This is a genomic window from Gemmatimonadota bacterium (genome assembly GCA_039715185.1).
In the GTDB taxonomy this organism is placed as follows: domain Bacteria; phylum Gemmatimonadota; class Gemmatimonadetes; order Longimicrobiales; family RSA9; genus DATHRK01.
This window is the reverse complement of the sequence record JBDLIA010000014.1, coordinates 14,704-40,867: the sequence shown is the minus strand read 5'-3', so window position 1 is coordinate 40,867 and position 26,164 is coordinate 14,704. Positions and strand designations below refer to the sequence as shown.

Sequence of the window (26,164 nt, the reverse complement as noted above, 5' to 3'; positions counted from 1 at the left end):
AGGCGCGTGATGCGCCCGCGGGGCAAGGCGGAACGCCTACGGGACTTCTGCAATGGTACACTAGACCTGGGGCCGGGTGGCGGCAAGCCGCTTCGAACCCCGAGTTGGACTACAGAATGTAGCGTCGCAGATCGTCGTCCTCGACGATCGCCTTGAGCCGGTCGCGCACCGTTTCCGCGTCGATCCTGAGGCGATCGTGCTCCACCTCGGGCAGATCGAACAGGAGGTCCTCCAAGAGCGTCGTGAGCACGGTGTGCAGACGGCGCGCGCCGATGTTCTCCATGCGCTCGTTCACGTCGGCGGCCACGCGCGCGATTTCGTTCACGCCGTCCTCGGTAAACTCCAGCTTGGCGCCCTCCGTGCCGGCGAGCGCTTCGTACTGGCGCAACAACGCGTTGCGCGGCTCGGAGAGGATTCTCACGAAGTCCTCCTCGCCGAGCGCCGACAATTCGACCCGAATGGGGAAGCGTCCCTGCAACTCCGGAATCATGTCGCTGGGCTTGGCCACGTGGAAAGCGCCGGCCGCGATGAACAGGATGTGGTCGGTGCGCACGAGGCCGTACTTGGTACCGACCGTGCTGCCCTCGACGATGGGCAGCAGGTCTCGCTGCACCCCTTCCCTGCTCACGTCCGGCCCGTGCCCGCCGCGCTCGCCGGCGACCTTGTCTATCTCGTCGATGAAGACGATGCCCATTTCCTCCACGCGCAGCAGAGCTTCGTTCACCACCTCGTCCATGTCGACGAGCTTGTCGAGCTCTTCCTGCATCACGATGCGCCGCGCCTCGGCCACCGTCACGCTGCGCCGCTTCTTCTTTCTGGGCAGCATGTCCTGCAGCATTTCGGTGAAGTTGAAGTCCATGCCTTCGACGCCGCCCATCGGGATCATCATGTTGTCGATCGGCAGCGACTGCTGAACTTCGAGATCCAGGTAGCGCTCCTCCAGCTTCCCGTCCCGGAGCAGGCCGCGCAGTTTCTCGCGGGTCCGTTTGCGCCGCTCCAGGTTGGGATCCTCCGGCCCCGCCTGTCCGTCCAAATCGCGGCGCCGGATGGCACCCGTAGAGTTGACGATGAAGGGAGTCGCCGGGCGCTCACCGGCGGTCGCGTCCGGCAGCGGCTCCTGGACGTCCGCCTCGGCGGCGGCCTCGTGGGCCGGGACAGGCGGCGTCGGAGGCAGGAGCAGGTCGAGGACGCGTTCCTCGACGCGATTGGCGGCCAGCTCCTCCACCTCCGCCTCGCGCTCGTCGCGCACCAGATTGACGCCCACGTCGACGAGGTCGCGCACGATGGACTCGACGTCGCGCCCCACGTAGCCCACTTCGGTGAACTTGGAAGCCTCCACCTTCACGAAAGGAGCTCCGGCGAGGCGCGCGAGCCGCCTGGCGATTTCGGTCTTCCCCACGCCCGTCGGCCCGATCATGATGATGTTGTTGGGCGCTATTTCGCCGCGTAGCTCCTGTTCGACCTGCTGGCGCCGCCAGCGGTTGCGGAGCGCGATGGCCACGGCCTTCTTGGCCGCGTCCTGTCCCACGATGTACTTGTCCAGCTCCGCGACTATCTGGCGCGGGCTGAGCTCATCGAGCCAGGGCAGCTCGGGGGGGGCGGCCGTCTGGGCTCCGCCGTCGGCGGACTGCGCCTCTACCCCGACGCCGCCGCCTTCGATGTCGATCGAATCCTTGGGGTCCATCTCTATTCCAACTCCAGCACGGTGATCTGCTGGTTCGTGTAGATGCAGATGTCGGCGGCGATTTCGAGCGATCGATGCACGATGCCGGCGGCGGCCAGGTCGGAGTGCGACTGCAGCGCTCGCGCCGCGGCCAGCGCGTAGGCTCCGCCGCTACCGATGGCGACCACGTCGTCGTCGGGCTCGATCACGTTGCCGTCGCCCCCGATCACGAACATGTGCTTGGCGTCGGCCACGATCAGGAGAGCCTCCAGCCGGCGCAGGTACCGGTCCGTGCGCCAGTCCTTGGCCAGCTCGACCGCGGCCTTGGGCAGGTTCGCCGGATAGCGCTCCAGTTTTTCCTCGAACTTCTCGAACAGGGTGAAGGCGTCGGCCACCGACCCCGCGAACCCGGCCAGGATCCTGCCGTCGCGCAAACGCCTCACCTTCTGCGCGGAGCCCTTCAGCACGGTGTCGCCCAGCGTCACCTGTCCGTCGCCACCCAGCGCGAGTCGGCCGTCTCTTCGGGCGGCGACCACGGTCGTCGCGTGTATGCTCGTGTTCATGTCGGCTCGTCGTCATCCGGCGCGCGACCGATCGTGCCGCCGCGCTGGGAAAATCCGTTCGCCCCCCTACCCCGCTGCGCCCCAGGAGTGCACCGGGGACGGCGCCCTCGTTGCCCTGCTCCGGACAGACCTGGTTTCAGGCGCGGGGATGCGCGTCGTCGTAGACTCGCTTGAGGCGCTCGGTGGACGTGTGCGTGTAGATGCGCGTGGTGGAGAGGGAGGCGTGTCCGAGCAGTTCCTTGACCGCCATCAGATCGGCTCCCGCGTCGAGCAGGTGAGTCGCGAAGCTGTGCCGAAGCGAGTGCGTCGTGAGGCCCGAGCCCTCAGCGACCTGGTCCAGAAAGGCCCGCACGATCTGTTGTATGCGGCGAGCCGAAAGCCGGCGGCCGTTCCCGGAGACGAACAGCGCGTCCCGGTCGCCTTCGGGGCACACGGACATGACCTCGTTCCACCGGGCCTCGTAACGCCGGAGCGCCCGGACGGCGGCCCCGCCCAGCGGAACAATGCGCTCCTTGCGACCCTTCCCGAGCACCCGCACCTGGTCGGCCAGGAGGTCCACCGCCCCCACATCCAGCCCCCTCAGCTCGGCCAGCCGCAACCCGCTCGAGTATAGCACCTCGACCATGGCGTGATCCCGCGTGGCGTTGAAGCCCCCCTCCGCGCCGCGAGCCTCCACCACGGCGAACAGCCGCTGCACGTCGGACCGCCCGAGCCAGGCCGGGAGGGTCTTCTCCACCTTGGGCGCCCGCACCGAGCGCGCGGGATTCACGTCCAGCAGGCCCTCCCTGTGCAGGTGCCGGAAGAAGGCCCGCGCGGACGACAGCTTGCGCGCGATGGTGCGCCGGGCGAGGCCCCGCCTGGACAGCTCCGCGGTGAAGGCGCGCAGGTCGTTCCTGCCCACGTCGCGCCACGACCAGCCGGACGCCAGGTGGCCGGACAGAAAAGCGACCAGCTCATCCAGGTCGCGCCTGTACGCGGCCACGGTGTGGGGGCTCAGCTGCCGGCCATCCTCCAGGTACCGCAGGTAACGCTGGACGTGCGGCGAGCGCGCCGGATCGGGCCCGGTCCCGCTCACGACCCCGCGCCTGCGGTGCGGGGCAGAATCGTCGAGCCCGAAGCGTCGCCCGAGCGGACGTCGACGCCGATCTCCTGCGCCCAGGCGACCATGTCGGCCAGCGCGCGCTCGGCGAGGCGCGCCCGGCGGGCCTTCTTGTCGCGGATGCGCTCCTGGAGCGGCTCCAGCAGACCGAAGTTGGAGTTCATCGGCTGGAACTCCTTCGGGCTCGCCTGCGCCAGAAAGCGATAAAGGCCGCCGAGCATGGTGGTCGCCGGTGGCACGGTCGGAGCGAGGCCGCGCGCCACGCGATCCATGTTGATGCCCGCGAGAATGCCGCTGGCCGCCGACTCGGTGTAGCCCTCCACGCCCGTGAGCTGTCCGGCGATGATCACGTCCGGCCGGCCACGCGGAGCCCCGTAAGCGGTGAGGCGCTCCGGGAAGTTGAGGTAGGTGTTGCGGTGGATCGAGCCGGTGCGCAGGAATTCTGCGTTCTCCAGCCCCGGGATCAGGCGAAAGACCCGACGCTGCTCGCCCGTGCGCAGCCGGGTCTGGAAGCCCACCATGTTCCACATCTGCCCCGCGCGGTCCTCGCGGCGCAACTGTACGACGGCATGCGCGCGCCGGCCCGTGCGCGGGTCCGGCAGTCCCACCGGCTTCATGGGACCGAAACGGAGCGTGTCGGCGCCGCGCCGCACCATCTCCTCCACCGGCAGGCAGCCCTCGAAGAAGGGCACGTTTTCCCAGTCGTGGCCGGCGTACGTGTCCGCCTCGGCGATGGCGTCGATGAGCCGCTCGTACCGATCCCGGTCCAGCGGACAGTTGAGGTAGTCGTCGCCATCGCCCTTGCCCCACCGGGACCCGTAGAAGGCGACGCTCAGATCGATGGAGTCTTGCGCCACGATCGGCGCGATGGAGTCGTAGAAGGCCAGCCCCTCGTCCCCGAGCAGCCGCACGATCGACGCCGACAGCGCATCGGAGGTGAGCGGCCCGGTGGCTACGATCGTGGGTCCGGGCGGCACCTCGGTGGCCTCCTTACGTACGATCTCGATACGCCCGTGGCCTTCGATGCGCCGCGTCATGGCCGCGGCGAACAACCCCCGATCGACCGCCAGCGCGGTCCCGGCCGGTACCCTGGACTCCTCGGCGGCGTCGAGCAGGATCGACCCGAGCACGCGCATTTCGGCCTTGAGCAGCCCGTGCGCGTTGGTCGTGTCGGTGCTTTTGAACGAGTTCGTGCACACCAACTCGGCGAGCGCGTCGCTGCGGTGCGCCGGGGTGGCCCGCACCGGACGCATCTCCCACAACTCCACATCGTGCCCGGACCGCGCCAACCTCCAGGCAGCCTCGCAGCCCGCGAGACCGCCACCGAGAACTCGGATCGAGCTCACGATGATCCGCGCGCGCTCATCCCTCGGCGGTAGCCGCCTCCGCGCGCTCGGCCTCGAACTGAGCGGGGTCCATTTCGGACTTGCACTGCGGGCAATGGATGAACGTCCCCTTGGCCTTCGTGGTCTTCTCGTTCACCAGCGCGTGTCCGCACACCGTACACGGGCCCGGGACGGGTTTGTCCCACGTCGACCAGTCGCACTCCGGATAGCGCGCGCAGCCCCAGAACGACTTACCGCGGCGCGTACGCTTCTCGGCGACATCTCCCTCTCCGCACTTGGGGCACGTGAGCCCCGGAATCGTGCGCGGCTTGGTGTACTTGCACGTGGGATAGTTGGAGCAGCCGATGAACGCACCCATGCGGCCCTGGCGCTCCACCAGGTCGCTGCCGCACTCGGGACACTGCTCGCCCGTCGGCTGCGGCTCGGATCGTTCGCCGTCCAACGACTCGGTGTGGCTGCAATCGGGGTATCCCGAACAGCCCAGGAAACGCCCGAATCGATTCCAGCGAACGACCATTTCGCGGCCGCACACCTCGCAGTCCTTGGCGTCGCCCGCGACCACCTCCCGGACGACGTCCTCCGCGCGCACCTCGCCCGACTGCAGCGCCTGTGCAAACGGCCCGTAGAACTCCCCCAGCACGCCTCGCCAGTCCAGCTCGCCGTCCTCGATGCGGTCGAGCTCGGCCTCCAGTCGGCTGGTGAAATCGACGGCGAACAGCCTGGGGAACAGCTCCACCAGCACGTCTGCCACCGTCTCGCCGAGAGCCGTGGGGTGGAACCGGCGCTTCTCCATCTCCGCGTAGCCGCGGTCGCGAATGGTCGAAAGGATGGACGCGTAGGTCGAGGGCCGTCCGATCCCGAGCTTTTCCAGCTGCTTGACCAGGCTCGCCTCGCTGTAGCGCGGAGGCGGCTGGGTAAAGTGCTGAGCGGGCACCAGCTCGCGCAGGTCGCAGACCTCTCCCTCGTGGAGCGCAGGCAGCGGATCCAGATCGTCCAGCGCCTGGTGGTCGCCCTCTTCGCGCGCCTCCCGGTAGAGTCGCGTGAAGCCATCGAACTTCATCACCGAGCCATTCGCGCGGAACAGATAGGTCTTGCCGTCGGCCGCTGGAAGCGGAAAGTCGACGCTGGTGGTGTCGAACACCGCGGGCTCCATCTGCGCGGCGACGAAGCGCAGCCAGATGAGCTCGTAGAGTCGCGTCTGGTCCTTGCTCAGGTGACGCCGCACCTGGTCGGGATGGCGCGCCGGACCGGTCGGCCGAATGGCTTCGTGCGCCTCCTGCGCCCCCTTCTGCTGCTTGCCGCCCCACACCCGTGGCTTGGCGGGCACGTACTCCTTGCCGATGGAGGACCGGACCCAGCCCCGCGCGGACTCGGCGGCCGCCGCGGACACGCGAGTAGAGTCCGTGCGCATGTAGGTAATGAGCCCCACGGCGCCTTCCGCGCCCAACTCCACCCCCTCGTAGAGCGACTGCGCCGTCCGCATCGTCTTGCGGGCCGAAAAACCGAGGCGTTTGGCGGCCTCCTGTTGGAGCGTGGAGGTCGTGAACGGCGCCGGAGGGTTCTTGCGCCGCTCGCGCCGCCGAATCTCCGCCACCTCGAAAGGCAGCCCGGCGATGGCACCCAGGACGCCGTCCGCTCCCGCCTGGTCGGCGATCCGGAACGTCTCCCCGTCGACGTGGTGGAGCTTGGCCTCGAATGCCTCGCCGTGCGCCGACAGCCGAGCCGTTATGCTCCAGTACTCCTCGGCGACGAACGCGCGGATTTCCTTCTCCCGTTCCGCGATCAGCCGTAGCGCCACCGTCTGCACGCGTCCGGCCGACAACCCCGGGCGAATGGGCTTCCACAGCAGCGGGCTGACCTGGTAGCCGACCAACCGATCCAGAATGCGCCGCGCCTGCTGCGCGTCCACCTTGCGCATGTCGAGCTGGCCGCTGTCCTCGAGCGCCTGCCCTACGGCGTCCTTGGTGATCTCGAAGATGCGCGCACGCCGGAAGCTCCGGCTGTCGCTGGTCCCCCAGCCGAGTTGCTCCGCGACGTGGTAGGCGATCGCTTCACCTTCGCGGTCCGGGTCGGTCGCCAGGATGATCTCGTCGGCCGACTGCGCCGCGCGCTTCAGATCCTGTATGACCCTACCCTTCCCGCGAATGGTCACGTACTTGGGCTCGAAGCCGTCGTCCACGTCCACGCCCAGTTCGCGCTGCGGGAGATCGCGAATGTGCCCCACCGATGCCTTCACGTCGTAGGCATCCCCCAGGTAGCGGCCTATGGTCCGCGCCTTGGCCGGGGATTCGACCACCACCAGCTTCGTAGCTGCTTTCGACATGCTCTCCAGGTGTATGAAGTAATCGGGGCGGGCATGCCGCGAACCGACCGTCCCGGGCCCCGCCTACGCGCTTAGGAGCCGTTGGTTCCCCCGTCGCGGTGACCGCTCGGCTCCCGCGGTGGCGCCACGGCGACCGTGATCTGGTCGACCAGCTCCTCAACGCTCCTGCCCTCGGTGTCGACGTGGAGCGTCGCCACCCGATACGCCCCGGAGCGTGCCTCCAGCAGCTCCGCTGCCGCCGCTCGGGCGTCGGTCCGCGCCAGAAGAGGTCGGCGCTCGGATCCCTCCGCGTCGGCCCTCCGCAGGGCCTCGGCAACCGAAACCACCAGCCACACGCTCATGGTGCCCTGCGGCAGGGCGCGCCAAGCGGCAGGGTCAGCCGCGGGCCAGCCGCCGCCCGTGGCGATCACCACGCCGTCTCGGCGCAGTGCACGCCTCGTGGCTTCCGCCTCCAGCATCCGAAATCCGTCCTCGCCGTCCCGGGCGAAGATCTGCGCGACGGAGCGACCTTCTCCGGCGGCGATCTCGCCGTCCACGTCCACAAAGTCCCAGCCCAGCCGCTCCGCCAACCGCTCCCCGACGGCCGATTTTCCGGCCGCCATGAAACCCACCAGCAGCACCCGCCGAACGGCCGCGCGGCCGGTACGGTCGACGCTCTCCGGCCGCCGGGGTTCGTTCACCCCTGAGCGCCGGGGTCCATGCCCGACTCGTATCCCCTTCCACCCTCAGGGTCCGCCTCGGCGGCGGCGCGCAGGCCCGCTGCGCGTCGTTCCAGCTGATCCAGATACCCCTCAAGGTTCCGCCGCGTCTCCGGCATGGAGTCCCCGCCGAACTTCTCCAGCATGGCGTCTGCCAACACCGCGGCGGCCACCGCCTCCCCCACCACCCCGGCGGCCGCGAGGGCCACCACGTCGCTGCGCTCGCGTATCGCATCCGCGCCACGGTTCGTGCGAATATCGAGGCTCCGCAGGGGCTTCATCAACGTGGACAGCGGCTTCATCGCGACGCGAGCGACGATCGGCTCCCCGGTCGTGACGCCGCCCTCCAGGCCGCCGGCGTTGTTGCCCAGGCGCCGGTATCCGCCCGTCCGCCGGGCCTCCGGCGCCGCCTCGATGGCGTCGTGCACGGCGGACCCCTTCATCCGCGCGGCGGAAAAGCCCATGCCGATCTCGACACCCTTCATCGCCTGGATGGACATCAGCGCACCCGCCAGCCGACCGTCCAGGCGCCGGTCCGCGGCCACGTAGCTACCGAGACCGACCGGCAAGCCGCGCACCACCACCTCGAACACGCCCCCGAGGGTATCGCCTTCCGCCGCCGCCGAGTCGATGGCCTCGATGATACGGGCCTCGGCCTCCGGATCGAGAACGCGCACGGCGGACGCGTCGCTGGCGGCGTTGATGTCGTCCGGCCATTCGGCCGGGGCGGCTACGTCCACGCCGCCTAGCGACACCACGTGGCTGCCTACCGATACGCCCAGGTCCGCGAGCAGCCGCTTGGCGATCGCTCCGGCCGCGACGCGCATCGCGGTCTCTCGAGCCGAGGAGCGCTCCAGCACGTCGCGCGCGTCTTCGCGCTCGTACTTGAGCACCCCCACGAGGTCCGCGTGGCCCGGCCGCGGCAGGTGAACGCGGCGCAGCTCCGAGGGGTCCGCGTCCGCACCCGGGGCCTCCGAGGCCATGGCGGTGCGCCAGTTCTCCCAGTCGCGATTCCGGAGCAGGAGCGCGATGGGGGCGCCCACGGTCTCGCCGAGCCGGATCCCGGACAGCACCTCGATCCGGTCCCGCTCGATCTTCATGCGCGCTCCCCGCCCGTACCCGCCCTGACGCCGCGCGAGTTCGGGGTCTAGGTCGCGCGTCGCGTCGACCGCCAGTCCGGCGGGGACGCCCTCGACAACCGTAACCAGGGCTCGCCCGTGCGACTCCCCGGCTGTCCTGTACGTGAAACTCATCGACTCCGCCGTCCGCTGCTCTCCGCCCGGGCCGGGCGGATGCGAAAGAGCCCGGCCGCGGGCCGGGCTCCTTCATTGTCGGTTCGCGAGAGTCCGCACGCAACGACGCCGTGACGCCGTGCGAGCCCGCTGACATCAACCGGCCAGGTCCTCCGCGCGCACGTTGACCACCACCACACCTCCCGCCCCGGTGACGCCGAACAGCTTCAGCACCACGCACTGCGGATCACCCGGACAGGTTCGCCCGGCGTTGTCCGTGGAGAACGGGAGCGAGGCTCGGAGCGGACCCGCGATGTTGTCGCGGATGAACAGCTCGCCGAGCTCGAAGAAGTGGAAGGTGTCGACGGCCTTGATGGTCTGCCTCGTGGTGCCCACGAAGGCGATGGTCGTCGGGTTGGACTCACGCGCGGTGTCGTGCAGCGGATGGAACGTCGCGCCCGCACCGCCGTCCTGCAGGCCCTCCTGGAAGATGCCCTGGAGCCGCAGATCCCCGACCGGATCGTTGCCGCCGGTGAAGAAGTAGGCGCCCAGCTTGCCCCGCGCGACGCCCAACGAGCCGTCCGCGTTGAGGCCGATGCCGTTCACCACTTCGGAGGCGTTGCTCAGGATATCCGCCACCTCCGTGGGCGCGGACAACGAGCCGAACCCGCCCCCTCCCTCGGCGTTCCAGATGATGATCCGGCCGGTTGGGTCGGCCGCGCCTTCGCCGAACGCGATGTGGCGGCGATTCCCCGAGGCGGCCATGAACGTCGTGTCGCTCAGGCCGACTTCGTCGAGCACCCACGCTCCCCGCGCGGAGAACACGTCCGAGCCCGCCGCGCGCAAAGTCGTCAGCGCGTCGCCGAGAGGCTGCACTCCGCTGTCGAGGACGTTCTGCGGGAACCCGGGCACGTGATCGAAGATGCGCACCGCGTCGCTCGGGCTGTCTCCGCCCGGCACGATGAACATGCTGTCCACGCGCGCGATCGAAACCTTGGTGTCGGTATCGTCGACGGCGTTGCCGACGAACAGGAACGTCACCTCGGGTACGTCCGCCGTGCTGCCCGGATCCGGGTCCTCATCCACCCTGCGAATCGATCCGTCGGGCGCAGTACCCGTCGGACGCGTCGAATACAGCAGCCGGCCGCGCGAATCCTGCGCAACGAACATGGGCCGGTCGCTGAAGTCGAAGAACTCTCCGGTGTAGCGGATCACACCGGAAACGATCTGCTCGGTCAGCTCGAACAGCACGTCGTTGGGCGTGAAGAGACGCCGTTGGCCGTCTTCCACGGGAGTGCCGTCGAGCGACACGAATGACAGATTCGTGCCGCCGGAGTTGGCGACGATGAGCGTATCCTCGGCCATGTTCAGGAACAGACCGAAGGGCTCCGAACCCACCTTGATCGGATCCTGGAAGGTCAGCACGTCGAAGTCGAGAAGCTCGACCTGGTTCTGGTCGATGTTGGACAGGTACAGGCGCCGGCGTGTCACGTCCACGCGCGCGTCGGCGATCCTGCCGCCGTCCACGAGCGTGATGGTGCGGCCGTCGACCACCAGGACCTCGGCCCGCAGGCCGGCGGAGCCGCTCGCTAGAGTGTCACCGGGCAGCGACGTGCCGTCGCACGTCAGCCGTTGCTCGACCGCGCTGACCGCGGCCGCGCAGTTGTCCGAGGCGTCCACCGCGAACGCGTGGATCCGGAACACGACCGTATCCGGCAGGGCCAGCGTGTCCACGAACTGTTCCGGCGTAAACCGGAAGACGCGCACCACGGTGCCCGTACGAGCCGGCGAGAAGTCGGCCGCCTCGCGCGGACGCAGGGCCAGCGTGTCCGGGCCGTTGACGCCGATCACGGCGATGCCCACCCGTTCCAGGCCGATGCCGCCCGGGGCGTCCCGCGCGGTCACCGTGACCTCCAGCCCGTCCGTGACCTCCAGCCGCTGCGCGGCCACCACGTCCACGCTTACGAAGGGCGCCTCGGTGTCCGTGCCGCCGCTCGTCGACACCGGCAAGAACAGGACGTCCGCCGCGCCTGCTTCGTCCAGCGTGTTGCTCCCCTCGGCGCTCAACTCCAGCACGCCCTCGAGGCCGGCCGGGATGACAACGGCGGTGTCGATCATGACGCTGTCGAGCGCCGGATCGAAGTCGAAGGTCATGGTATCGACGAGCAGGTTGCCGAGGATGATCTGCACGCGCCGGATACCGGCGGGGTCATCTCCCTCCAGGCGAATCCCGAGCGCGAGTCCCGCCTGTAGCTGCTGCCCCTGGGCGGGGTTCAGGAACGTGAATCGCGGTCCCTGGAGCACGGCCACGGCCAGCACGGCGGCGCTGCTCTCGTTGTTCTCCACGTCCTTCGCACGCGCCTCGACCATGATCTGGTCCGAGCTCAGCGAGTCCGGCAGGACGAACCGCGCCTGCGCGCTGGTCTGCGTGCTCGCGGGATCGATGGCGATCGCCGTGTCCGCGGTCGCGGCCCCGCTCAGGCCGACCGCGATCTCGCTGACGCCCCTGGTCGCCCGCGCGTCCACGGTCACGATGAGCGTGTCGCCGGACCGAATCGATGTCGGGCCGTCGATGCTCAGGATCTGCGGCAGTGCGTCGCCGGGGTTGTTCGAAAAGGCGTTACCGCCGTCGCAGGCCGCGGTGAGCAGCCCGACGGCGGCGGCCGCCGCGATCCACCTGGATCGCGGCGCCACTCGCCGGGTGGAGTGCATCATAGAGCATTCGCTTGTTCGATATAGGGCGTGACCATGATCAGCAGATCGCGCTTGTTCTCGCGCTCCTGCGTGGTCCGGAACAGCGCACCCAGGACGGGGAGGTCCATGAGAAGCGGGATGCCCGTGCGCACTTGCGTCTTCTCGATCAGCGTCAGGCCGCTGATCACAGCCGTCTCGCCGTCCTCCAGGAGGACTTGCGTGTCGGCTTCCTGCGTCTGGAACGTGACGCCGATGTCGGACGGCGCCAGCGCTATGTTGCTGCGCTCCGCGTGAATCTCCAGCAGCACCTGATTGCCGGTCACGTGGGGCGTGATCTCGAGGATGACGCCGGTCTCTTCCAGATTGACCGTCGCCCGCGGACCACCGTCGCCGCCTTGCGCCTGGGCGTCCAGCACCCGGATGGGCGTGCGCTCGCCGACCTGCACGCGGGCGGTACGGTTGTCCATCGTCCGGATGGAGGGAACGGCCTGGATGTCGGTCAGGTTCAGCTGTTGCAGCGCCTCGAGGAAGCCCACCAGCGTGTGTCGACCCAGCACGAGCGAGGTGAGGATCTGCAGCGCCGGCGACGTTACGCGGTTGTTCGCGTTGGCCAGCGCGGCGATCGAGGACCCACCGAGCAGCACTACATCGTCGTTGGTCTGCTCGTTCTGCTCCAGCACCCCGTCGCCGTCGGAGTCGAGGAAGCCCGGGGTCACCTGGTTGAGCTGATTGCCCTGGGAATCCTTGATGTCGTAGACGATGCCCAGCTCCTCGATGGCCGTCCGGTCGACGAAGATGATCTTGGCCGCCACGGTGACCTGCGGAGTCCGGACGTCTAGTTGCTCAATGATCGGCGCTATCCGCTCCACCACGCTCGAGCGATCAGTCACGATGAGCGAGTTGGTGTTGCCGCTCTTGGAGATGCGCCCGCTATCGGAAAGCAGCGGCTCGATCGACGGGGCGATCGAGTCCACGCTCGCGTACTTGATGCGGAACTGGCGCGTGACCGTCTCCTCGAGGGTTTCGACCCTGCGCAGCTCCTCGAGCTTGTCGACCCGGATGATGCCGCTCTCGGTCTCGCGGGCTTCGAGTCCGTGCGTGCGCAGGATCGCCTGCAGTGCCACGTCCCAGGGCTGATCGTTGATGCTGGCGTCGACGGTCCCGTCGACCTGCGAGCCGACCACGATGCTCCGACCCGAGAACGCCGAGAAGGTCGCGATGACGCTCCGGATGGGCTCGTCCTCGAATATCACGGTGATGCGCGGCTCCTGCTGAGCGCGCGGGATCACCGGCTCGGCCACCGCCGCCGTCTCGACGCGGGGGCCGGGACGCCCAATGCGCTCGCCGGCCGACGGCTCGCCCACGGCCCCGACCTCCCAGGCGTCGAACTCGGCGCCGGGGTTCGCGAAGCTCAGGCGAATCAGGCCTTCCCTGCGCTCGACCGCGTACTCGACGGCGGCCTGCAGCTCGATGACTACGCGCACGACGTCCGGCTTGAACTGGCTCGTGCGCACGCCCAGCACGCCGCCCCTATCGATTCCGGGGAACCGGTACGCGGGCAGAGCGTGGCGAGCTCCAGGCACATCGACGACCAAACGGGCCGGGCCGTGCAGCAGATAGTCGGCGGGATCGGCGGGTCCATCAACGTCGATCTCCACGACGGTGCGGTCCCCCGCGGACAGGATCCGCAGGCCCCGCACATCCACCGCGGCTTCGTGCGATACCGGTAACTCGTGCGCCATCAGCGGCGCCGAAGCGACCGCCGTCAGCGCCAGCAAAAGCGAGATGGCCGCGTTCATGGTGCCACCCCCGGCCTCTCGCCGCCGAGCTCGAGTACCTCCTGGCGTCGAATCCCGAAGTTCTCGACGCTGAACACCACCCGGGTCTGGCCGATGTCCAGCACCTGAGCGTCGCCCACCACGTCACCTCTGCGGACGCGATGGCGCTTGCCGGAGCCGTCCGAAAGAACGGCTACGCTGCTACCGGCGCGCTCGGAGAAGATGATCCCGTGCAGCGTCAGCTCGTCGAAACGGGGGCCCAGGTCTCCACGCTTGGACAGCGCGGAGAACGGGTCCCGCCGGCCCGCCACCGGGTAGCGAAAAACCTCGCGCTCATATTCCAATTCGACGACCGGCGCCTTCTTCGGCGGCATCGTCGTTTGAGCGCTGGCGACGCCCACGCTCGCCAGGAGCGCCAGAGTCGCTACGAAGAAGCTACGTGCGTCCATCGCCCCCACCCCCCGTCGAATCCGCAACCTCCCCTGGCCGCGGCAACACGTACGTCTCGATCCTGAAAGACGCCTCCACCACCTGGTCGGCGCCCTCCTCGGGCCCCGCACGCAGCGCGGACACCTCGAGGTCGATCGGCGTGATAATCCGCGGCAGCGATCCTATCTCGCTCAGGAACAGTCCTACATCGTGATACTTGCCCGTCACGCCCATTTCGTACGTCTGGCGCGTGTAGTACGGGCCTCTCGACTCCGTCTCGGGCCTCACCAGCGCGAGGTCTACCCCGACCTGCTGGGCCCGTGCGGAGATGTCAGAGAGGAGTTGTGGCACCTCGTCGCGGTTCGGAATGAGCCGCTCCAGACGCCCCGTGTACTGCTCGTAGATCTCAAGACGACGCTCCAGCTCCGCGCCACCGCTGCTGGCCAGCGTGCGCGCGGACTGGTTCTGCGCCTGCATGGTCTCCAGGCGCTGCGACATCGTGTCGATCTCTTCGGCCGCCTTGCCGTGGACGAAGTACCAGTACCCACCCATCGCCAGGAGCGGCGCCATGATGGCGAGCAGCTTCTTCTGTTTGGCCGGATCCTGCGGCAGCAATGGCATCCCTACCTCCCCCCCGCGGCGCCGGCGACGGACCTTTCGTCCGCCACCACCAACGCCGGTTCCACGTCGTCCTCGCCGCTGAAGACCGGCACCGTCTCGATCAGGTCACTCGCCGGCTCTTCGTACCTGGCGGCGATCGTGAACTCGTAGAGTCGCCGCTCGTCTTCGAACACCTGCTCGGTCGACTCGAAGCGGACATCCCGAACGAACGGCGACCCTTCGAGCGACTGCAGGAAGCTGGTGAGCGCGAAGGTGGTGCCCGTTCGACCCTCCAACCGGAACGTCGGTAGCGGCCCCCCCGCGGTCTGCGTGACATCGGTCAGCCACGTGTACTCGGGCAGCGCGCGCGCGACCTCATCGAGCACGTGCGGCCACACGTAACGCCCGGCGTCGATTTGCTGGATGATTTCCAGCTTCTCGGCGATGCTGTCCTGCCTGGCCTTCAGCGTGGCGTTCGACTCAATGACCTGCGCGAACCGCGCGCTGTCCTGGCGGGCCTCTTCGATGGCCACCCCCAGGTCCGCCCTCTGCCCGCGGGCTCCGAAGAACATCCAGCCGAGCATCAGCGGAGCGACGATCCAGGCGGCCGCGACCGCCACGTTCCACCGGTCCGGACCCCCATCCGAGGACCGCCCGCGCGGTAGCGAAAACGCTACCTTGCGGCTGCGCCGCTTCCGACGTGCGCCTGGAGCAAGGTTGATCTCGATCACGGCCGCCCCCCTCTCACGCTGCCTTGCGCAGTGCCAGGCCCACCGGGAGCATCAGCATCGGCGCTAGCTCCTCGATGTTCGTGGACTGCAGGATTTCCGGTCGAATCGCCAAGCGTTGCAGCGGGTTGGCGATCTCGGTGCGAACGCTCAGTCGCTCTCCCATTGCGTCGACGATGCCCGGCACGCGGGCTCCGCCCCCGCACATGAAAACGCGTCCCAGTTGCCCACCACCCGACTGCGCGCCGACGAAGGCGGTGGCGCGCTCGACGCCGATCGCCAGCTCCTCCGAGCGCGCCCTGACGAAGGCGTCCAGGTCGACGCCGCCGTCGTGGCCCTGGATTGCCTCCTCGGCGGCTTCGGCGGTCATGCCCCGTTCGCGCTGCAGCGCCTCACGCAACCGGCGCGAGCCGAAGGGGATGTCACGGACGAGGACCGGGACGCCGTCCTGGAGCAGGTTGATGTTGGTGGTCTCGTGGCCGATGTTCAGCAGCGCGATCAGGCCCGCAGTTCCGTCCGGATAGTTCAACGCGAACGCGTTGTGCAGCGCGAACGCGTCGATGTCGACGATCTTGGCGGCTACATCGGCGTCGGCGAGCAGCCCCATCCGGTTCTCGATCAGCTCACGCTTGGCAGCCACCAGCAGCACGTCCATCTGGGCGCCGTTGCCGTCCGGGTCGAGGATCTGGAAATCGAGCTGCACGCTCTCCATGTCGAAGGGCACGTGCTGCTCCGCCTCCCAGCGGATCACGTCGCGCGCGTCCGGCTCGCTCATGCGGTCCATCTGGATCCTCTTGATGATCACGTCGTGGCCGCCGACCGCGGCGACCACGTCGGTCTTCTTGAGGTCCGCGCCGTCGAGCACGGAGCGCAGCGTTTCGGTCACGAGGATGGGATCCATGATCTCGCCCTCGACGATCGCGTCGGGCACGAGCGGGCTCGTGGTCAGACGCACGACCTCCGGCTCATCACCCGAGTGATCCAGGACGACAAGCTTGATGAATCCGCTGCCTATATCGAGGCCAGCGGACATCCGGTTACGACCGAACATCGCCATTGCACTGTCCGTTCAGGGTGTGCACCCGGGGATCGGTGAGGGCCGGCTCACCGGGGCCTCCGCCGCCAGCGCGCACGCGCGCTTGCTTTGGGTGGCGCCCATCGGCTGCCGCCTCGTCGTCGTCCTCCCCGCCTCCTCATCTCCCTCATCCCAGGCGCAAGCGAGTCGCGACTTTCGCCGCAGCGACGCTCCCGCCGATCCTGCCGGCCCGAGTCCGGCGACCATTCCAAAACGCTCGGTCATCGTACCGGGCCTCTAATAGCTTAATGTACCAGTGGCCGTCAGGTCCACCCAGCTGCGATCGCCGAGCGGAAACGCCCTGTTGGCCACGGCGTTCAAATCCACCGCCCGCTCCACCGCGCAGCTCGAAAACTGGAACGTCGGAGCGCCCGCCAGATTGTTGGTCTGGACGTCGTTTCCGTCGTTGAAAATCATCACGGAGCCGTGCAGATCGGCGCCGCCCGAGCCGATGACCAGCTTGCCCTTCACGATCACCACGCCGTGGAACTGGAAACCGCCCGTGAGTCGGAGGTCGCCGTCCACCAGCAGGATCCCCTGGCCCGACGCCGCGGAGTTCACCGTCAGGTTGCCGTTGGCGTGCATGAGCGGGAAGTGGCCCGCGCAGGCGTCGGTCTGGTCGAGCGGCGCGCCCCAGTTGTTGCCGTCGAAGGTGTTGCACGCGCCGCCGGACAGGTACGACGGCGCCATGTTGTTGAGCACCTCGGCGTCGCGGTACTGGTACTGGGCGTCGGCCATGGCCGCGAGGCGATCGTAGTCCAGGCCGCCGTACTTCAGGAAATCGTCCTCGGTCATGGTCGTGTCCTGATCGACCGGCGGGTCGCCGTCGAGCGTGGTCTGGTTGCCCGGGTCTACCGAAGAGCTGTCCTTGGCGATCACGCCAGGACCGTCGCTGCCCACCGGGCAACCCGCCCAGCCGGCCGGCGCCTCGTCCAGCCCGCTGATGTTGGTCGCGCCCTGCGTACGCACGCCACCGAAGCTCATCAGCGCCGCGTCGGCGTCGAAGTCCAGGTCGAAGGTGCGCACGACCATCCCGGTGCGGCGCGCGGCGCCGCCGAAGGATCCACCGCCGGTGACCCGACCGGTCGATTCCACGTAGAAGAGCTGGTCGCCGAGACCGCGCACGGATACGGAGAACTCGCTCACGACGCCGTCCGAGACTACCTGGACCACCTGGAATCCGGCCGGCTCGACGATGGCGTCGTCGGCCACCGAGTCGTTGTAGAACGCCTTGGTCTTGCTGCCCACCAGCTCGTTCAGCCCGCGCTCGGCCGCGAAGAACGCGTCGGCCGCGTACTGGGTGCTGTAGCCGATGCGGCTCTCCTGCGACGCGGCGAAGAACCCCGCAGTGACCAGCGCGCCGACAATCACCAGCGCGAACACCGCGGCGGCCAGCGCGAATCCCCGTTCGTCGTTTGTTGCGTGCTGCATATCAGCCTCTAGTTCAGGGCGCTTTGATCGTTGTTGCGCAGGAAGACCGAAACCGTGAGCGAGTCCTCGTAGAACCCGTCGGCCTCGATGCTGCCCGCGGCCTGCCGGCCCTGGACCGAAATGGTGAAGAAGGACACCTCCTCCAGCTCGGCCGCCGCCAGCGCCCCACCGCCGCTGCCCAGTTGTGCGCCATCCGTGTCGAAGTACTCGAATTTCAGGCCGGCCCCTCCGGGCGCGAGCGGGCCCACGAGGGGGATCACTCCGTCGGCCGGCGTCCAGCGAGCCAGCACGGCCTCACCGCCGAGCTCCCAGCGGAAGTAGACCACTCGCTCGAAGCTTCTCACCGGCGCGCCGCGCCCCACGTTCGACAACGGGACCGCCGAACTGACGCTGATGGTCGCTATGTCGTAATCCCCGTCGGGCATGCCGCTCAGCGTCTCCTTGGGCCAAGTGATGCCGCAGCCCGTCGGACCGACACCGTTTATGACCGACGTAACCTCCCCGGCCAGCCAGGCGTCGTCGTCCGGATCGACCAGGTCCGCACCCTGCGAGAACACGAAGACGCTGTCTCCCACCGCGTACGGCTGTCCCAGCTCCCAGACGGAGACGGTGCCCGCGGGCCCCGCGTTGCACACGAATCCGAATTTCCGGAGCACCCGCATGATCACGATGTTGGAGGTTGCGGCCACCAGGTCCTGGCCCGTGCTGCTGACCTCGCGCAGCTCGCCGGAGAGCACGGCCAGCGTCGTGCGCGACGCCTCCTGGGCGGCTATGGTGGCGCTCTGCCGCTGAAACGTCCGGTTCTGGATCGACAGCGTCTGGAAGACGGCGCCGAGGACCACCGCGCCGAGGACGCTCACCACCAGCAACTCCACCACCGTGAACCCCGCACGACCATCGGCGGCTTGCGCGCGCTTCACCCAGGCGCCCCTCAGGACCCGTCGCAGCTTGGAAGTCATGATTCAGTCGATCCGAGCGAGGGTGACCCGAAAGGTGTCCAGCTTGGCGTCCATGAAGCCGTCGCCCGGCACGAAGCCCGGACCCTTCGTGAAAATCTCCATCTGACGCTTGAGCGAGGTGGCGTCCGCGGTGCTCCACCAGACGGCGTAGCTCCCCACCGACATGGCGTCGGCCTCGGCCCGGTCGTCGATGGTCGACAACGACACCGCTCGCAGCCTCTCCACGGTCTGCTGGACCGCGAACGCGCGCTCCGTGCGTATGTCCGAGGCGCGGGTCTGCATGACCAGCGTGCCCATCACGGAAGCCATCGCGAGAAGGCCGATCGAGAGAACGGCCAGCGCGATGACCAGCTCGATTATCGTGAAGCCGTCGCGGCTCGGACGAGGCGCGTTCACATCACCTCCACTTGACCAAGCGGACGTAGCAGAAGATTCGCCGACTCGTTGTGGAAGGTCAGCTGCAGCGTCTGGTTGGCCGTGAAATTCGTGCACGCGGCCAGCGCGAAGCCACGGGGCGAATAGCACACCGTGAGCGGCTGCGCGGCCGTGAGGTCCGCGCCGTAGTCCGTCTCGATCAGCAGGACATCGACGGTGTCGGTGCCCTGCACGAGCGTGACTGTGTCCAGGTCGGGATCGATGCTCAGCGAAGCGGAGCCTCGCTCCATGGCCAACGAACGGGCACGGGCCGCCATGTGGATGACCGCCGCGCGGCTGTCGTCCAGCGATCGGCGCCGCATGTAAGAGCCCACGCCCTGCGAAACGATGGTGGCCAGCACGCTACCGATGACCATCGTGATCAGCAGTTCGATCACCGTGAAGCCCGTTCGATTTCTCATCATGGTTATCCCGATACTCTCGCGTTTGCGCGCGATCATATCACCACGATCTATGCCTGGATCTAACTCATTGTAAAACAGCGACTTGCGAGTTTCCTCCGGTGCCTTTGCGGGGAAAAAACTTGGAGGCACGGAAACATGTTGCGCGACGGCTCGGCCGAGGTTTGTCCCCCCGCTGCAACGGATCTCGCGATTCAGGCGCCCCCACCGGGCCACTCAGAAGAGCGCCGTCCACCTCCTCCCACTCGCCTCGAAGGGCCTGCCTTCGAGCGCGCTGGATAGCGCCGCGACGAGGGCGGCCGGGTCGAGGATCACCTCGCCGGCCACCTCTACGCGGGCCGCCGGCGACGCGGCGACTATCGCCCCGAACAGCGACGCGCCCGCCTCCACGCGGACCGGCCCGAACGCGAGCACCAGCCCGTCGTAGCGACTCCCGGCGGCCAGCACGAGTTCCTGCTCGGCGATCAGGATGCCCTGCCCGAGCCCGCCGTCCAGGCGCAGGCTCGAGGGGGCGCGGATCACGGGCGCGTACCCGGAGCACGCGCTGGCCGATGACGACGGGTCGCCCCAGTTCGAAGCCACCGACTTGTCGCAGGAGCCGTCCGCGAGCAGCGTCGGCGACGGCGCGAGGGTGCCGGCCGCTTCGTGGTCGGCGAGAGCAGACCACGCCGCGGCGGCGCCGAGGGGCGTGAAGCCCGACGCATCCAGGGGAGGGTCGCCGGATACGGTCCCGGCGAGGCTCTCCGGCACGACACCGGAGTCGACCCGTATGGCGGCGACCCCAAACGCCTCCACCTTGCCGCCCGCCGGCACGGCGACGGACCCGGCCACCTCCACCGCGGCGTCTATCGAGTCGCCGAGGTCGCAGCCGCACAGCAACGTCACCGCTCTTCCTATGCTCAACTCCGCCCTCGGGGAGCCGCTCTCCTCGACCCAGCCGCGGGAGCGAACCAGCGCGCGGCCAACGGCCAGTCGCTCTACGGTCACCTGGTAGCGACCGCCTCCGGTGACGCCGCCGGGCGCGAGCAGAAACCGCTCGCCCGGCGCCAGCGACGCCACGCTATCGGCTGGCCAGTCGTCGATCGCGGCGTGGACCCCGCTGACCGCCGCCAGGCGGGCCCGCTCCGCCTGCAAACGGGACTCCTGTACGCGCGCCACGGCCGACGCGACGGCCGCCGAAGCCACCGCCGCGATGCCCAGAACCAGGAGCGTCGCGAGGACGCCCAGCAAAACGAAGCCGTCCCGCCGCCCGGATCCTCTCACGGCCAGTTCCACAGCCGCGCGGCGACTCGCCACGCCTGAGGGTCTCCGCCGTCGGGCAGCGAGACCACCAGGTCGAGCACCAGCGCCGCGGGGGGGCCCTCGACGGCGAAACCGCCGCCCGGGGCCAAGGCTTCATCCGTCAGCGGCTGGCGGCCGCCCCGCCCGCGCCGATAGCGGAGGGCGCCTCCCGACACGTGGTAGGAGCCGCGCTCGAACAGGTGCAGGACCGACCCGGGGTCCAGGGCTCCCGCGGCCGTCTGCCAGCGCCGAATTTCCTCGCCCTCCGCCGCCGCGCATCCCCCGGGGTCGGCGGCGTCCGCTTGCAGGTCCATGGCGCGTTCGACCGCCGCGCCGGAGAGAAGCACCGAATCCTTGGCTGGGTCGGGGCTGCGCATCCCGCGGAAACGGACCAGCACGTCGCTTCCGGCCGAGGCGCACACGATCCCCACGCCACGCACCGCCCTGATGACCATGGAGTCGCCGGCCACGTCGATGTCGGCGGGCAAGGCGAACCTCGTTTCTCCCGGAATCGCGAGCCCGGAGATGCGCACGACCTCGGCTGCCCGCACGACCGCGTGCTGAAGCCGACTGAGGCGAGCTTGAGAACCGAGCAGAGCGAAGGCGGCGGTCAGCAGCGCGCCTCCCAGGGTCGCCGCGACCAGCAGCTCGGTAAGGGCGAAGCCCGGAGGTGGTCGCGCGCCGCAGCGAGCGCCATTCATCGGGGGCCAGCCCCGACGGGCGGGTCGGGCAGGGGCAAGCCTTCGCGGGCGTAGAGGGAGACGAGCGGGTTGTCGGTTCGGTCGAGGACCCTCGTGAGCAGCACGCCCGTCGCGGCCGGAGACCACTCGATGCGGAGGTCCCCGGCACGGTCCGAGCCCGCGCTGACGGGCGGGACCGAGAGCAGAGAGTCCATGACCCACGACGCTCGCGCCACCGCGCGCTCGATCTCGAGCGACCGCCGGGTGGAGCGCGTCACCTGCGCCGCCATCGCGGCGAGGCCGAGCGCCCCGAAAGAAATGAGCAGAAGCGCGACCAGCACCTCGGCGAGGGTAAACCCGTGGCGCGACGTCACCATCGTACCACCCTGCCGTACGACGACACGGTCAGGCCCGCGCTGTACGCGCCGCGCGTGAAGCGCAGGGTGCGACTCGCCACCCGGCCGATCCCGTATGGGTCGAAGATCAGGTAGACGGCGCCCTCCGCGCGGCCGCGACTGTCGAGGCTGACCCCGAAGCGCTCTCGCAGGTCGAGCGCGGCGATGTCCGGTCCGGCGGCGGGCGGTGGCCTACCGGCGCGAACGACGACGCGACCGGTACCGAGGTCCACCTCGACGTGCGCCCCGCTGCGCGCCGGTGCCTCGGCCCGGGCCAGGCTGATCAGCGCCGCGGTGGCGTCGCGCGCCCCCCGCACGCGGGCGCGTTCCGAGAGGCCGCGCGCGCCGCCTCCGGCGATGCCCGTGAGCACGAGCAGCACGGCGAGGGTGGCCAGCACCTCGATGAGGGTGAAACCGGAACGGTGCTTGAGATTGACGTTCATACCCGGGACGCTGCGACGCGCCCCGGGGCCATGACATGGCTACCTGGGTCGGGTCAGTTCAACCCGTAGTCGCGGATCTTGTACAGGAGGGCCCGAGAGCTCAATTCCAGCAGCTCGGCGGCGCGGGTCTTGTTGCCGCCCGTGCGCTCCAACGCCTTCTTGATCAGCCGGCGCTCCAGCGCGGCGCCGTGCTTCTTGACGGACAGCTCGTCCTCGAGCAGGTCCGGCTCGTCGAACGCCCTCACCGGCGATCGAATCTGCTCAGGCAGATCCTCGGCGGAGATTTTCGGCCCCTCCGTCAAGACGAGCGCGCGCTCGACCGAGTTCTCCAGCTCGCGCACGTTACCGGGCCAGGTATAGGCCTGCAGCAGCTCCATCGCCTGCCCGTCGACTCCGTCGACGTCGACACTCAGCTTGTCCGAATACCGTTCGACGAAGTGCTTGATCAGCAGGGGAATCTCCTCCTTGCGCTGACGCAGCGGCGCGAGGTGGATGACCACGACCGCCAGCCGATAGAAGAGATCCCTACGAAAGGCCTCTTCCTTGATCTCCTTCTCGAGGTTCTTGTTCGTCGCAGACACGACGCGCACGTCGACCGTGCGCGTGCGCGCGTCACCAACGCGGCGGACCTCCCCCTCCTGCAGCGTGCGCAGGAGCTTGACCTGAAGCGAGAGCGGCATGTCGCCGATCTCGTCCAGGAAAACGGTGCCTCCGTCGGCCTCCTCGAATAACCCCACCTTGTCGCGGTCGGCGCCGGTGAAGGCGCCCTTGACGTGACCGTAGAGCTCGGACTCCAACAGGTTCTCCGGGATCGCGCCGCAGTTGATCGCCAGGAACGGAGCGTCGGCGCGCTCGCTCTCCGTGTGGATCAGCCGGGCGACCAGCTCCTTGCCGGTACCGGTCTCGCCGGTCACCAACACCGGCGAAGGATGCCTCGCAACCTTGGCCGCCGTGGCGAGCGCCCGGGTCATCGCCGGCGAGCGCGCGATGATCTCACCGAACTGCCGCTCGGCGCGCACTTCCTTGCGCAGGCGACGCACCTCTTTTCTGAGCGACTCCCGCTCCTGAGCCTTCTTGAGAGTCAGGACCAGTTGGTCGGCCGCGAACGGCTTCGGCAGGTAGTCGTAGGCGCCCTTCTTCATCGCCTCGATTGCCAGCTCGGTGCTCCCGTAGGCGGTCATGACGATTACGAGGGCGGTGCCCCCTGAAGCCCGGTAACGCTCCAGGAACTCGATCCCGGGAAGCCTGGGCATGCGGACATCACACAGGATGATGTCCGGCTCGAGCTCTTCGGCCCGCACGAGGCCCTCTTCGCCGTCCGAGGCAGCGTTGACCTGATATCCCTCTTCGCTCAATACGAGCGACACCGTCTGGCGCAGCCCCGGCTCGTCGTCTATGACCAGGATCTTCACGATCGCTCCCCCTCCACACGCGCGGCGCGCGCCTCGTCGTCATCGGCGGCGGTCATGCCGCCCTCGTCGCTGTCCAACGCTTCCGGCAACAGGATCGTAAACCGCGTACCCTCGCCGAGCGTGCTGTGCACCCGGATGGTGCCCTCCATCGCATCGATCAGCCGCGCCGCGACCGCCAGCCCGAGGCCCGTGCCCTCGCCCGGCTCCTTGGTCGTCGTGAACGGCTCGAAGATGGTGTCGACGAGCTCCGGGGCAATCCCGGATCCGGTGTCCTCCACGTCTATGCGCACGACCCTGTCCTCCGGAAAGTCCCTTTCCGCGGGCACCCTGGGACGCTCGTGGAACCGCCGCCTGTGAGAGTAGTCGATCCCCGGCAGGTCATCGTGCCTGCGAAAGGGCTTGTGCTCGGGATGCGCCAGAACCTCCTCTTCCACCACCACGCGCAGCGACCTCCGGGGGCGCGCCTGCAGCGCGTGCACCGCGTTCAGGAGCAGGTTCACGAGCACCTGCTGGAGCCGGTAGGGATCAGCCCGCACGGCGGGAGCATCGTCGGCGAGCACGGTCTCCACATCGATATCCTCGAACTTGCCCTGGGCGCGGATCAGGTCGACAGCGTCGGCGACCACGGGACGCACGTCCAGGGTCTGGGGGGTGACTTCGCGAGGCCTGCCGTAGTCGAGGAGTCCCCGCATGATCCGGTCGATGCGGCGAGCTTCGCCCTCGGCGGACTCGAGAAGCTGCCGCGTCTCGGCGTCGCTACGCTTCCTGACGACTCCCAGGTATCCCATGATGGCGCCCAGCGGATTGCCGACCTCGTGCGCGATGCCGGCCGACAATCGACCGACCGACGCCATCTTCTCCGACTGGATGAGCTCGTTGCGCGCCATGGTCAACTCGCGGTTGGTGTCCTCCAGGGAGCGGACATTCTCGGCCAGGTCCATCTGGTGGCTGATGAGGCGCTCGGCCATCTCGTTCACGGAACCGGCAAGCCGCGATAGTTCCTCGGGCCCGTCGGTCGGCACACGCTCTTCGTAGGTCCCACCCGCGATCGCCTCCACGCCCCCTACCACTTCGTCGATCGGCTCCAGAACCCGCTCGCGGATGAGCCTCCGGCCGAACATCAAAAAGATTATCAGGTCGGCCACGATCAATGCGACCACGTAGGTCAGCGCCACGTTCGGATCGCTCGTCGCGGTGGAGATCAGCCGCACGCCCACAACCGCCACGAGCAGCGCCCCCGCGAACACGAGCGTGAACGCGGTGATCAGTTCCTGGCGAAGAGATCGTCGAGGGTTCACCAGCGGAGGATGCCACGTTGGCCCGCCCGGGGACAACCGGTCAGTCGCAAGCCGGCTGTCCGGCCACGGTCGCGGGCGGCACCGCCGCGGCGTCGCCGAAGAAGACCGCGCACCCCGACGGCGCCAACCGAGGGTGCCTGGCCGTCGATGACCAGCCGCTTCCCGTGGCCTCCAGGATCGCGAGGGTCACGCCGTCGCTGGGGATCACTTCCAACGTCGCGAGGTCGGCCGCGTACTGGTTCGCTTCGTTGAAATGTATCTCCTGCTGGACGGCGAGATTGCGCAGGTCGTGCCGGACCGTGGATCGCAGCGCCTCTTCGCCCGCTCCCCACAGCCGCGGAATCGCGATCGCGGCCAGCACGGCCAACACGACGATCACGGTGAGCAGCTCGATCAGCGAGTACCCGGTCGGGGCCGGGCACGAGGCTGACTCCTCGCCGGAGAAAGCCATCATGGCGTGTCATTCCAGGTCTGTGGGGGAATCGTTGGTCGAGCCGAAGATGGGGCAAGGACCAAGGATGGGAAAGCGATCGGGGGTGTCGGCGCCGGGCCCAGATGCGCGAAAGCGCGGAGCGGGATTTCTCCCGCCCCGCGCCAGCGAGGTCGTGCGAACTTCGTCAGACCTTAGACGTTGTCGCAGACGATCGAGCCCGAGCCGGCCGGCGCAGTGCCGTCCACCGGAGTCATCACGCCAGAGGCGTCGCCATTGGGACCCGAACCGTAGTAGACCACGCAGCCTTCGCCGGTGCCCAGCGCGCCGTGCGTCGATGTCGCGTTCCAGCCCTGCTGGTCGGCGCCGTTGATCGCGATGACCACGCCCTCGCTCAAAGCGAAGTCGTCCAGGTCAGCGGTCAGAGCGGTGTAGGTGTAATCCGGGGTCCCGTCGGCGTCGTTGTCAGACGCATAGAACAGGTCCTCGGCGGTGGCGAGGTTGCGCAGGTCGGCCTTCATGCTGGCCACATACGCCTTCTCGCGAGTCGCGCTGAACTTCGGAATCGCGATCGCGGCCAGGATGCCGATGATCACGACTACGATGAGCAGCTCGATCAGGGTGAAGCCCTTCCGGTCCGTGAGCGACATTGCACGATCCTCACTGTTGTGTATTGGTACGAAAACGGACGACAAGCGGAAGGGCAAGCCCCGTTCCCTGGTGGCGCTTAGGTTATGAAGTGCTTAAACGACAGTCAATTACGAGTTTTCC

Annotated in this window: 25 protein-coding genes; all 25 read right to left on the bottom strand. The window is 68.5% G+C overall.

Annotation, left to right across the window (positions count from 1 at the left end):
* Positions 1–109: 109 nt before the first annotated feature.
* The 25 genes from hslU to ABFS34_04310 all read right to left on the bottom strand — a co-directional run bounded on the left by hslU (position 110) and on the right by ABFS34_04310 (position 26,043).
* Positions 110–1,684, bottom strand: a complete 1,575-nt coding sequence (hslU, locus tag ABFS34_04430) for an ATP-dependent protease ATPase subunit HslU (protein MEN8374673.1) — start codon at positions 1,682–1,684, stop codon at positions 110–112.
* 2 nt (positions 1,685–1,686) lie between these two features.
* Positions 1,687–2,226, bottom strand: coding sequence for an ATP-dependent protease subunit HslV (gene hslV / locus ABFS34_04425; protein ID MEN8374672.1), 540 nt, complete (start codon positions 2,224–2,226; stop codon positions 1,687–1,689).
* A gap of 136 nt (positions 2,227–2,362) precedes the next feature.
* The gene (locus ABFS34_04420) at positions 2,363–3,301 is read right to left on the bottom strand and encodes a tyrosine recombinase XerC (GenBank protein ID MEN8374671.1); all 939 of its coding nucleotides are present in this window, start codon (positions 3,299–3,301) and stop codon (positions 2,363–2,365) included.
* Positions 3,298–4,674, bottom strand: a complete 1,377-nt coding sequence (gene trmFO, locus ABFS34_04415) for a methylenetetrahydrofolate--tRNA-(uracil(54)-C(5))-methyltransferase (FADH(2)-oxidizing) TrmFO (protein ID MEN8374670.1) — start codon at positions 4,672–4,674, stop codon at positions 3,298–3,300. The genes ABFS34_04420 and trmFO overlap by 4 nt, the downstream gene beginning before the upstream one ends.
* Before the next feature lie 13 nt (positions 4,675–4,687).
* The gene (gene topA / locus ABFS34_04410; GenBank protein MEN8374669.1) at positions 4,688–6,994 is read right to left on the bottom strand and encodes a type I DNA topoisomerase; all 2,307 of its coding nucleotides are present in this window, start codon (positions 6,992–6,994) and stop codon (positions 4,688–4,690) included.
* A 71-nt stretch (positions 6,995–7,065) separates the two neighbouring features.
* On the bottom strand, positions 7,066–7,674 hold the full coding sequence (locus ABFS34_04405; GenBank protein ID MEN8374668.1) for a shikimate kinase: 609 nt from the start codon (positions 7,672–7,674) through the stop codon (positions 7,066–7,068).
* Positions 7,671–8,945, bottom strand: a complete 1,275-nt coding sequence (gene aroC / locus ABFS34_04400) for a chorismate synthase (GenBank protein ID MEN8374667.1) — start codon at positions 8,943–8,945, stop codon at positions 7,671–7,673. The genes ABFS34_04405 and aroC overlap by 4 nt, the downstream gene beginning before the upstream one ends.
* A gap of 135 nt (positions 8,946–9,080) precedes the next feature.
* Positions 9,081–11,639 (bottom strand): hypothetical protein, encoded by a 2,559-nt coding sequence (locus tag ABFS34_04395; GenBank protein MEN8374666.1) that lies wholly within the window; start codon positions 11,637–11,639, stop codon positions 9,081–9,083.
* Positions 11,636–13,417 carry a secretin N-terminal domain-containing protein gene (locus tag ABFS34_04390; protein ID MEN8374665.1) on the bottom strand — a complete coding sequence of 594 codons (1,782 nt, stop codon included), beginning with the start codon at positions 13,415–13,417 and terminating at the stop codon, positions 11,636–11,638. The genes ABFS34_04395 and ABFS34_04390 overlap by 4 nt, the downstream gene beginning before the upstream one ends.
* On the bottom strand, positions 13,414–13,845 hold the full coding sequence (locus ABFS34_04385; protein MEN8374664.1) for a hypothetical protein: 432 nt from the start codon (positions 13,843–13,845) through the stop codon (positions 13,414–13,416). The genes ABFS34_04390 and ABFS34_04385 overlap by 4 nt, the downstream gene beginning before the upstream one ends.
* The gene (gene pilO / locus ABFS34_04380) at positions 13,832–14,446 is read right to left on the bottom strand and encodes a type 4a pilus biogenesis protein PilO (GenBank protein ID MEN8374663.1); all 615 of its coding nucleotides are present in this window, start codon (positions 14,444–14,446) and stop codon (positions 13,832–13,834) included. Before pilO ends, ABFS34_04385 begins: the two co-directional genes overlap by 14 nt.
* 2 nt (positions 14,447–14,448) lie before the next feature.
* Positions 14,449–15,045: a PilN domain-containing protein gene (locus tag ABFS34_04375; protein MEN8374662.1), complete on the bottom strand. Its 597-nt coding sequence runs from the start codon at positions 15,043–15,045 to the stop codon at positions 14,449–14,451.
* A 124-nt stretch (positions 15,046–15,169) separates the two neighbouring features.
* Entirely contained in the window at positions 15,170–16,210 is a 1,041-nt protein-coding gene (gene pilM / locus ABFS34_04370) for a type IV pilus assembly protein PilM (protein MEN8374661.1), read from the bottom strand.
* 255 nt (positions 16,211–16,465) lie between these two features.
* Positions 16,466–17,659 (bottom strand): hypothetical protein, encoded by a 1,194-nt coding sequence (locus ABFS34_04365; GenBank protein MEN8374660.1) that lies wholly within the window; start codon positions 17,657–17,659, stop codon positions 16,466–16,468.
* Between the two features lie 8 nt (positions 17,660–17,667).
* Complete coding sequence (locus tag ABFS34_04360) at positions 17,668–18,618, bottom strand: prepilin-type N-terminal cleavage/methylation domain-containing protein (GenBank protein MEN8374659.1); 951 nt, start codon at positions 18,616–18,618, stop codon at positions 17,668–17,670.
* Between the two features lie 3 nt (positions 18,619–18,621).
* Positions 18,622–19,014: a prepilin-type N-terminal cleavage/methylation domain-containing protein gene (locus ABFS34_04355; protein MEN8374658.1), complete on the bottom strand. Its 393-nt coding sequence runs from the start codon at positions 19,012–19,014 to the stop codon at positions 18,622–18,624.
* Entirely contained in the window at positions 19,011–19,457 is a 447-nt protein-coding gene (locus tag ABFS34_04350) for a prepilin-type N-terminal cleavage/methylation domain-containing protein (GenBank protein ID MEN8374657.1), read from the bottom strand. The genes ABFS34_04355 and ABFS34_04350 overlap by 4 nt, the downstream gene beginning before the upstream one ends.
* 213 nt (positions 19,458–19,670) lie before the next feature.
* Positions 19,671–20,717: a hypothetical protein gene (locus ABFS34_04345; GenBank protein ID MEN8374656.1), complete on the bottom strand. Its 1,047-nt coding sequence runs from the start codon at positions 20,715–20,717 to the stop codon at positions 19,671–19,673.
* A complete protein-coding gene (locus tag ABFS34_04340) occupies positions 20,714–21,436 on the bottom strand; it encodes a hypothetical protein (protein ID MEN8374655.1) in 723 nt (240 codons plus the stop codon). The genes ABFS34_04345 and ABFS34_04340 overlap by 4 nt, the downstream gene beginning before the upstream one ends.
* Positions 21,433–21,792 carry a prepilin-type N-terminal cleavage/methylation domain-containing protein gene (locus tag ABFS34_04335; GenBank protein MEN8374654.1) on the bottom strand — a complete coding sequence of 120 codons (360 nt, stop codon included), beginning with the start codon at positions 21,790–21,792 and terminating at the stop codon, positions 21,433–21,435. The genes ABFS34_04340 and ABFS34_04335 overlap by 4 nt, the downstream gene beginning before the upstream one ends.
* Complete coding sequence (locus ABFS34_04330) at positions 21,786–22,253, bottom strand: prepilin-type N-terminal cleavage/methylation domain-containing protein (GenBank protein MEN8374653.1); 468 nt, start codon at positions 22,251–22,253, stop codon at positions 21,786–21,788. Before ABFS34_04330 ends, ABFS34_04335 begins: the two co-directional genes overlap by 7 nt.
* 53 nt (positions 22,254–22,306) lie before the next feature.
* Entirely contained in the window at positions 22,307–23,665 is a 1,359-nt protein-coding gene (locus ABFS34_04325) for a sigma-54 dependent transcriptional regulator (protein ID MEN8374652.1), read from the bottom strand.
* Complete coding sequence (locus ABFS34_04320) at positions 23,662–24,963, bottom strand: ATP-binding protein (protein ID MEN8374651.1); 1,302 nt, start codon at positions 24,961–24,963, stop codon at positions 23,662–23,664. The genes ABFS34_04325 and ABFS34_04320 overlap by 4 nt, the downstream gene beginning before the upstream one ends.
* Before the next feature lie 40 nt (positions 24,964–25,003).
* Positions 25,004–25,417, bottom strand: coding sequence for a prepilin-type N-terminal cleavage/methylation domain-containing protein (locus ABFS34_04315; protein ID MEN8374650.1), 414 nt, complete (start codon positions 25,415–25,417; stop codon positions 25,004–25,006).
* Between the two features lie 170 nt (positions 25,418–25,587).
* Entirely contained in the window at positions 25,588–26,043 is a 456-nt protein-coding gene (locus ABFS34_04310) for a prepilin-type N-terminal cleavage/methylation domain-containing protein (GenBank protein ID MEN8374649.1), read from the bottom strand.
* Between the last annotated feature and the right edge of the window lie 121 nt (positions 26,044–26,164).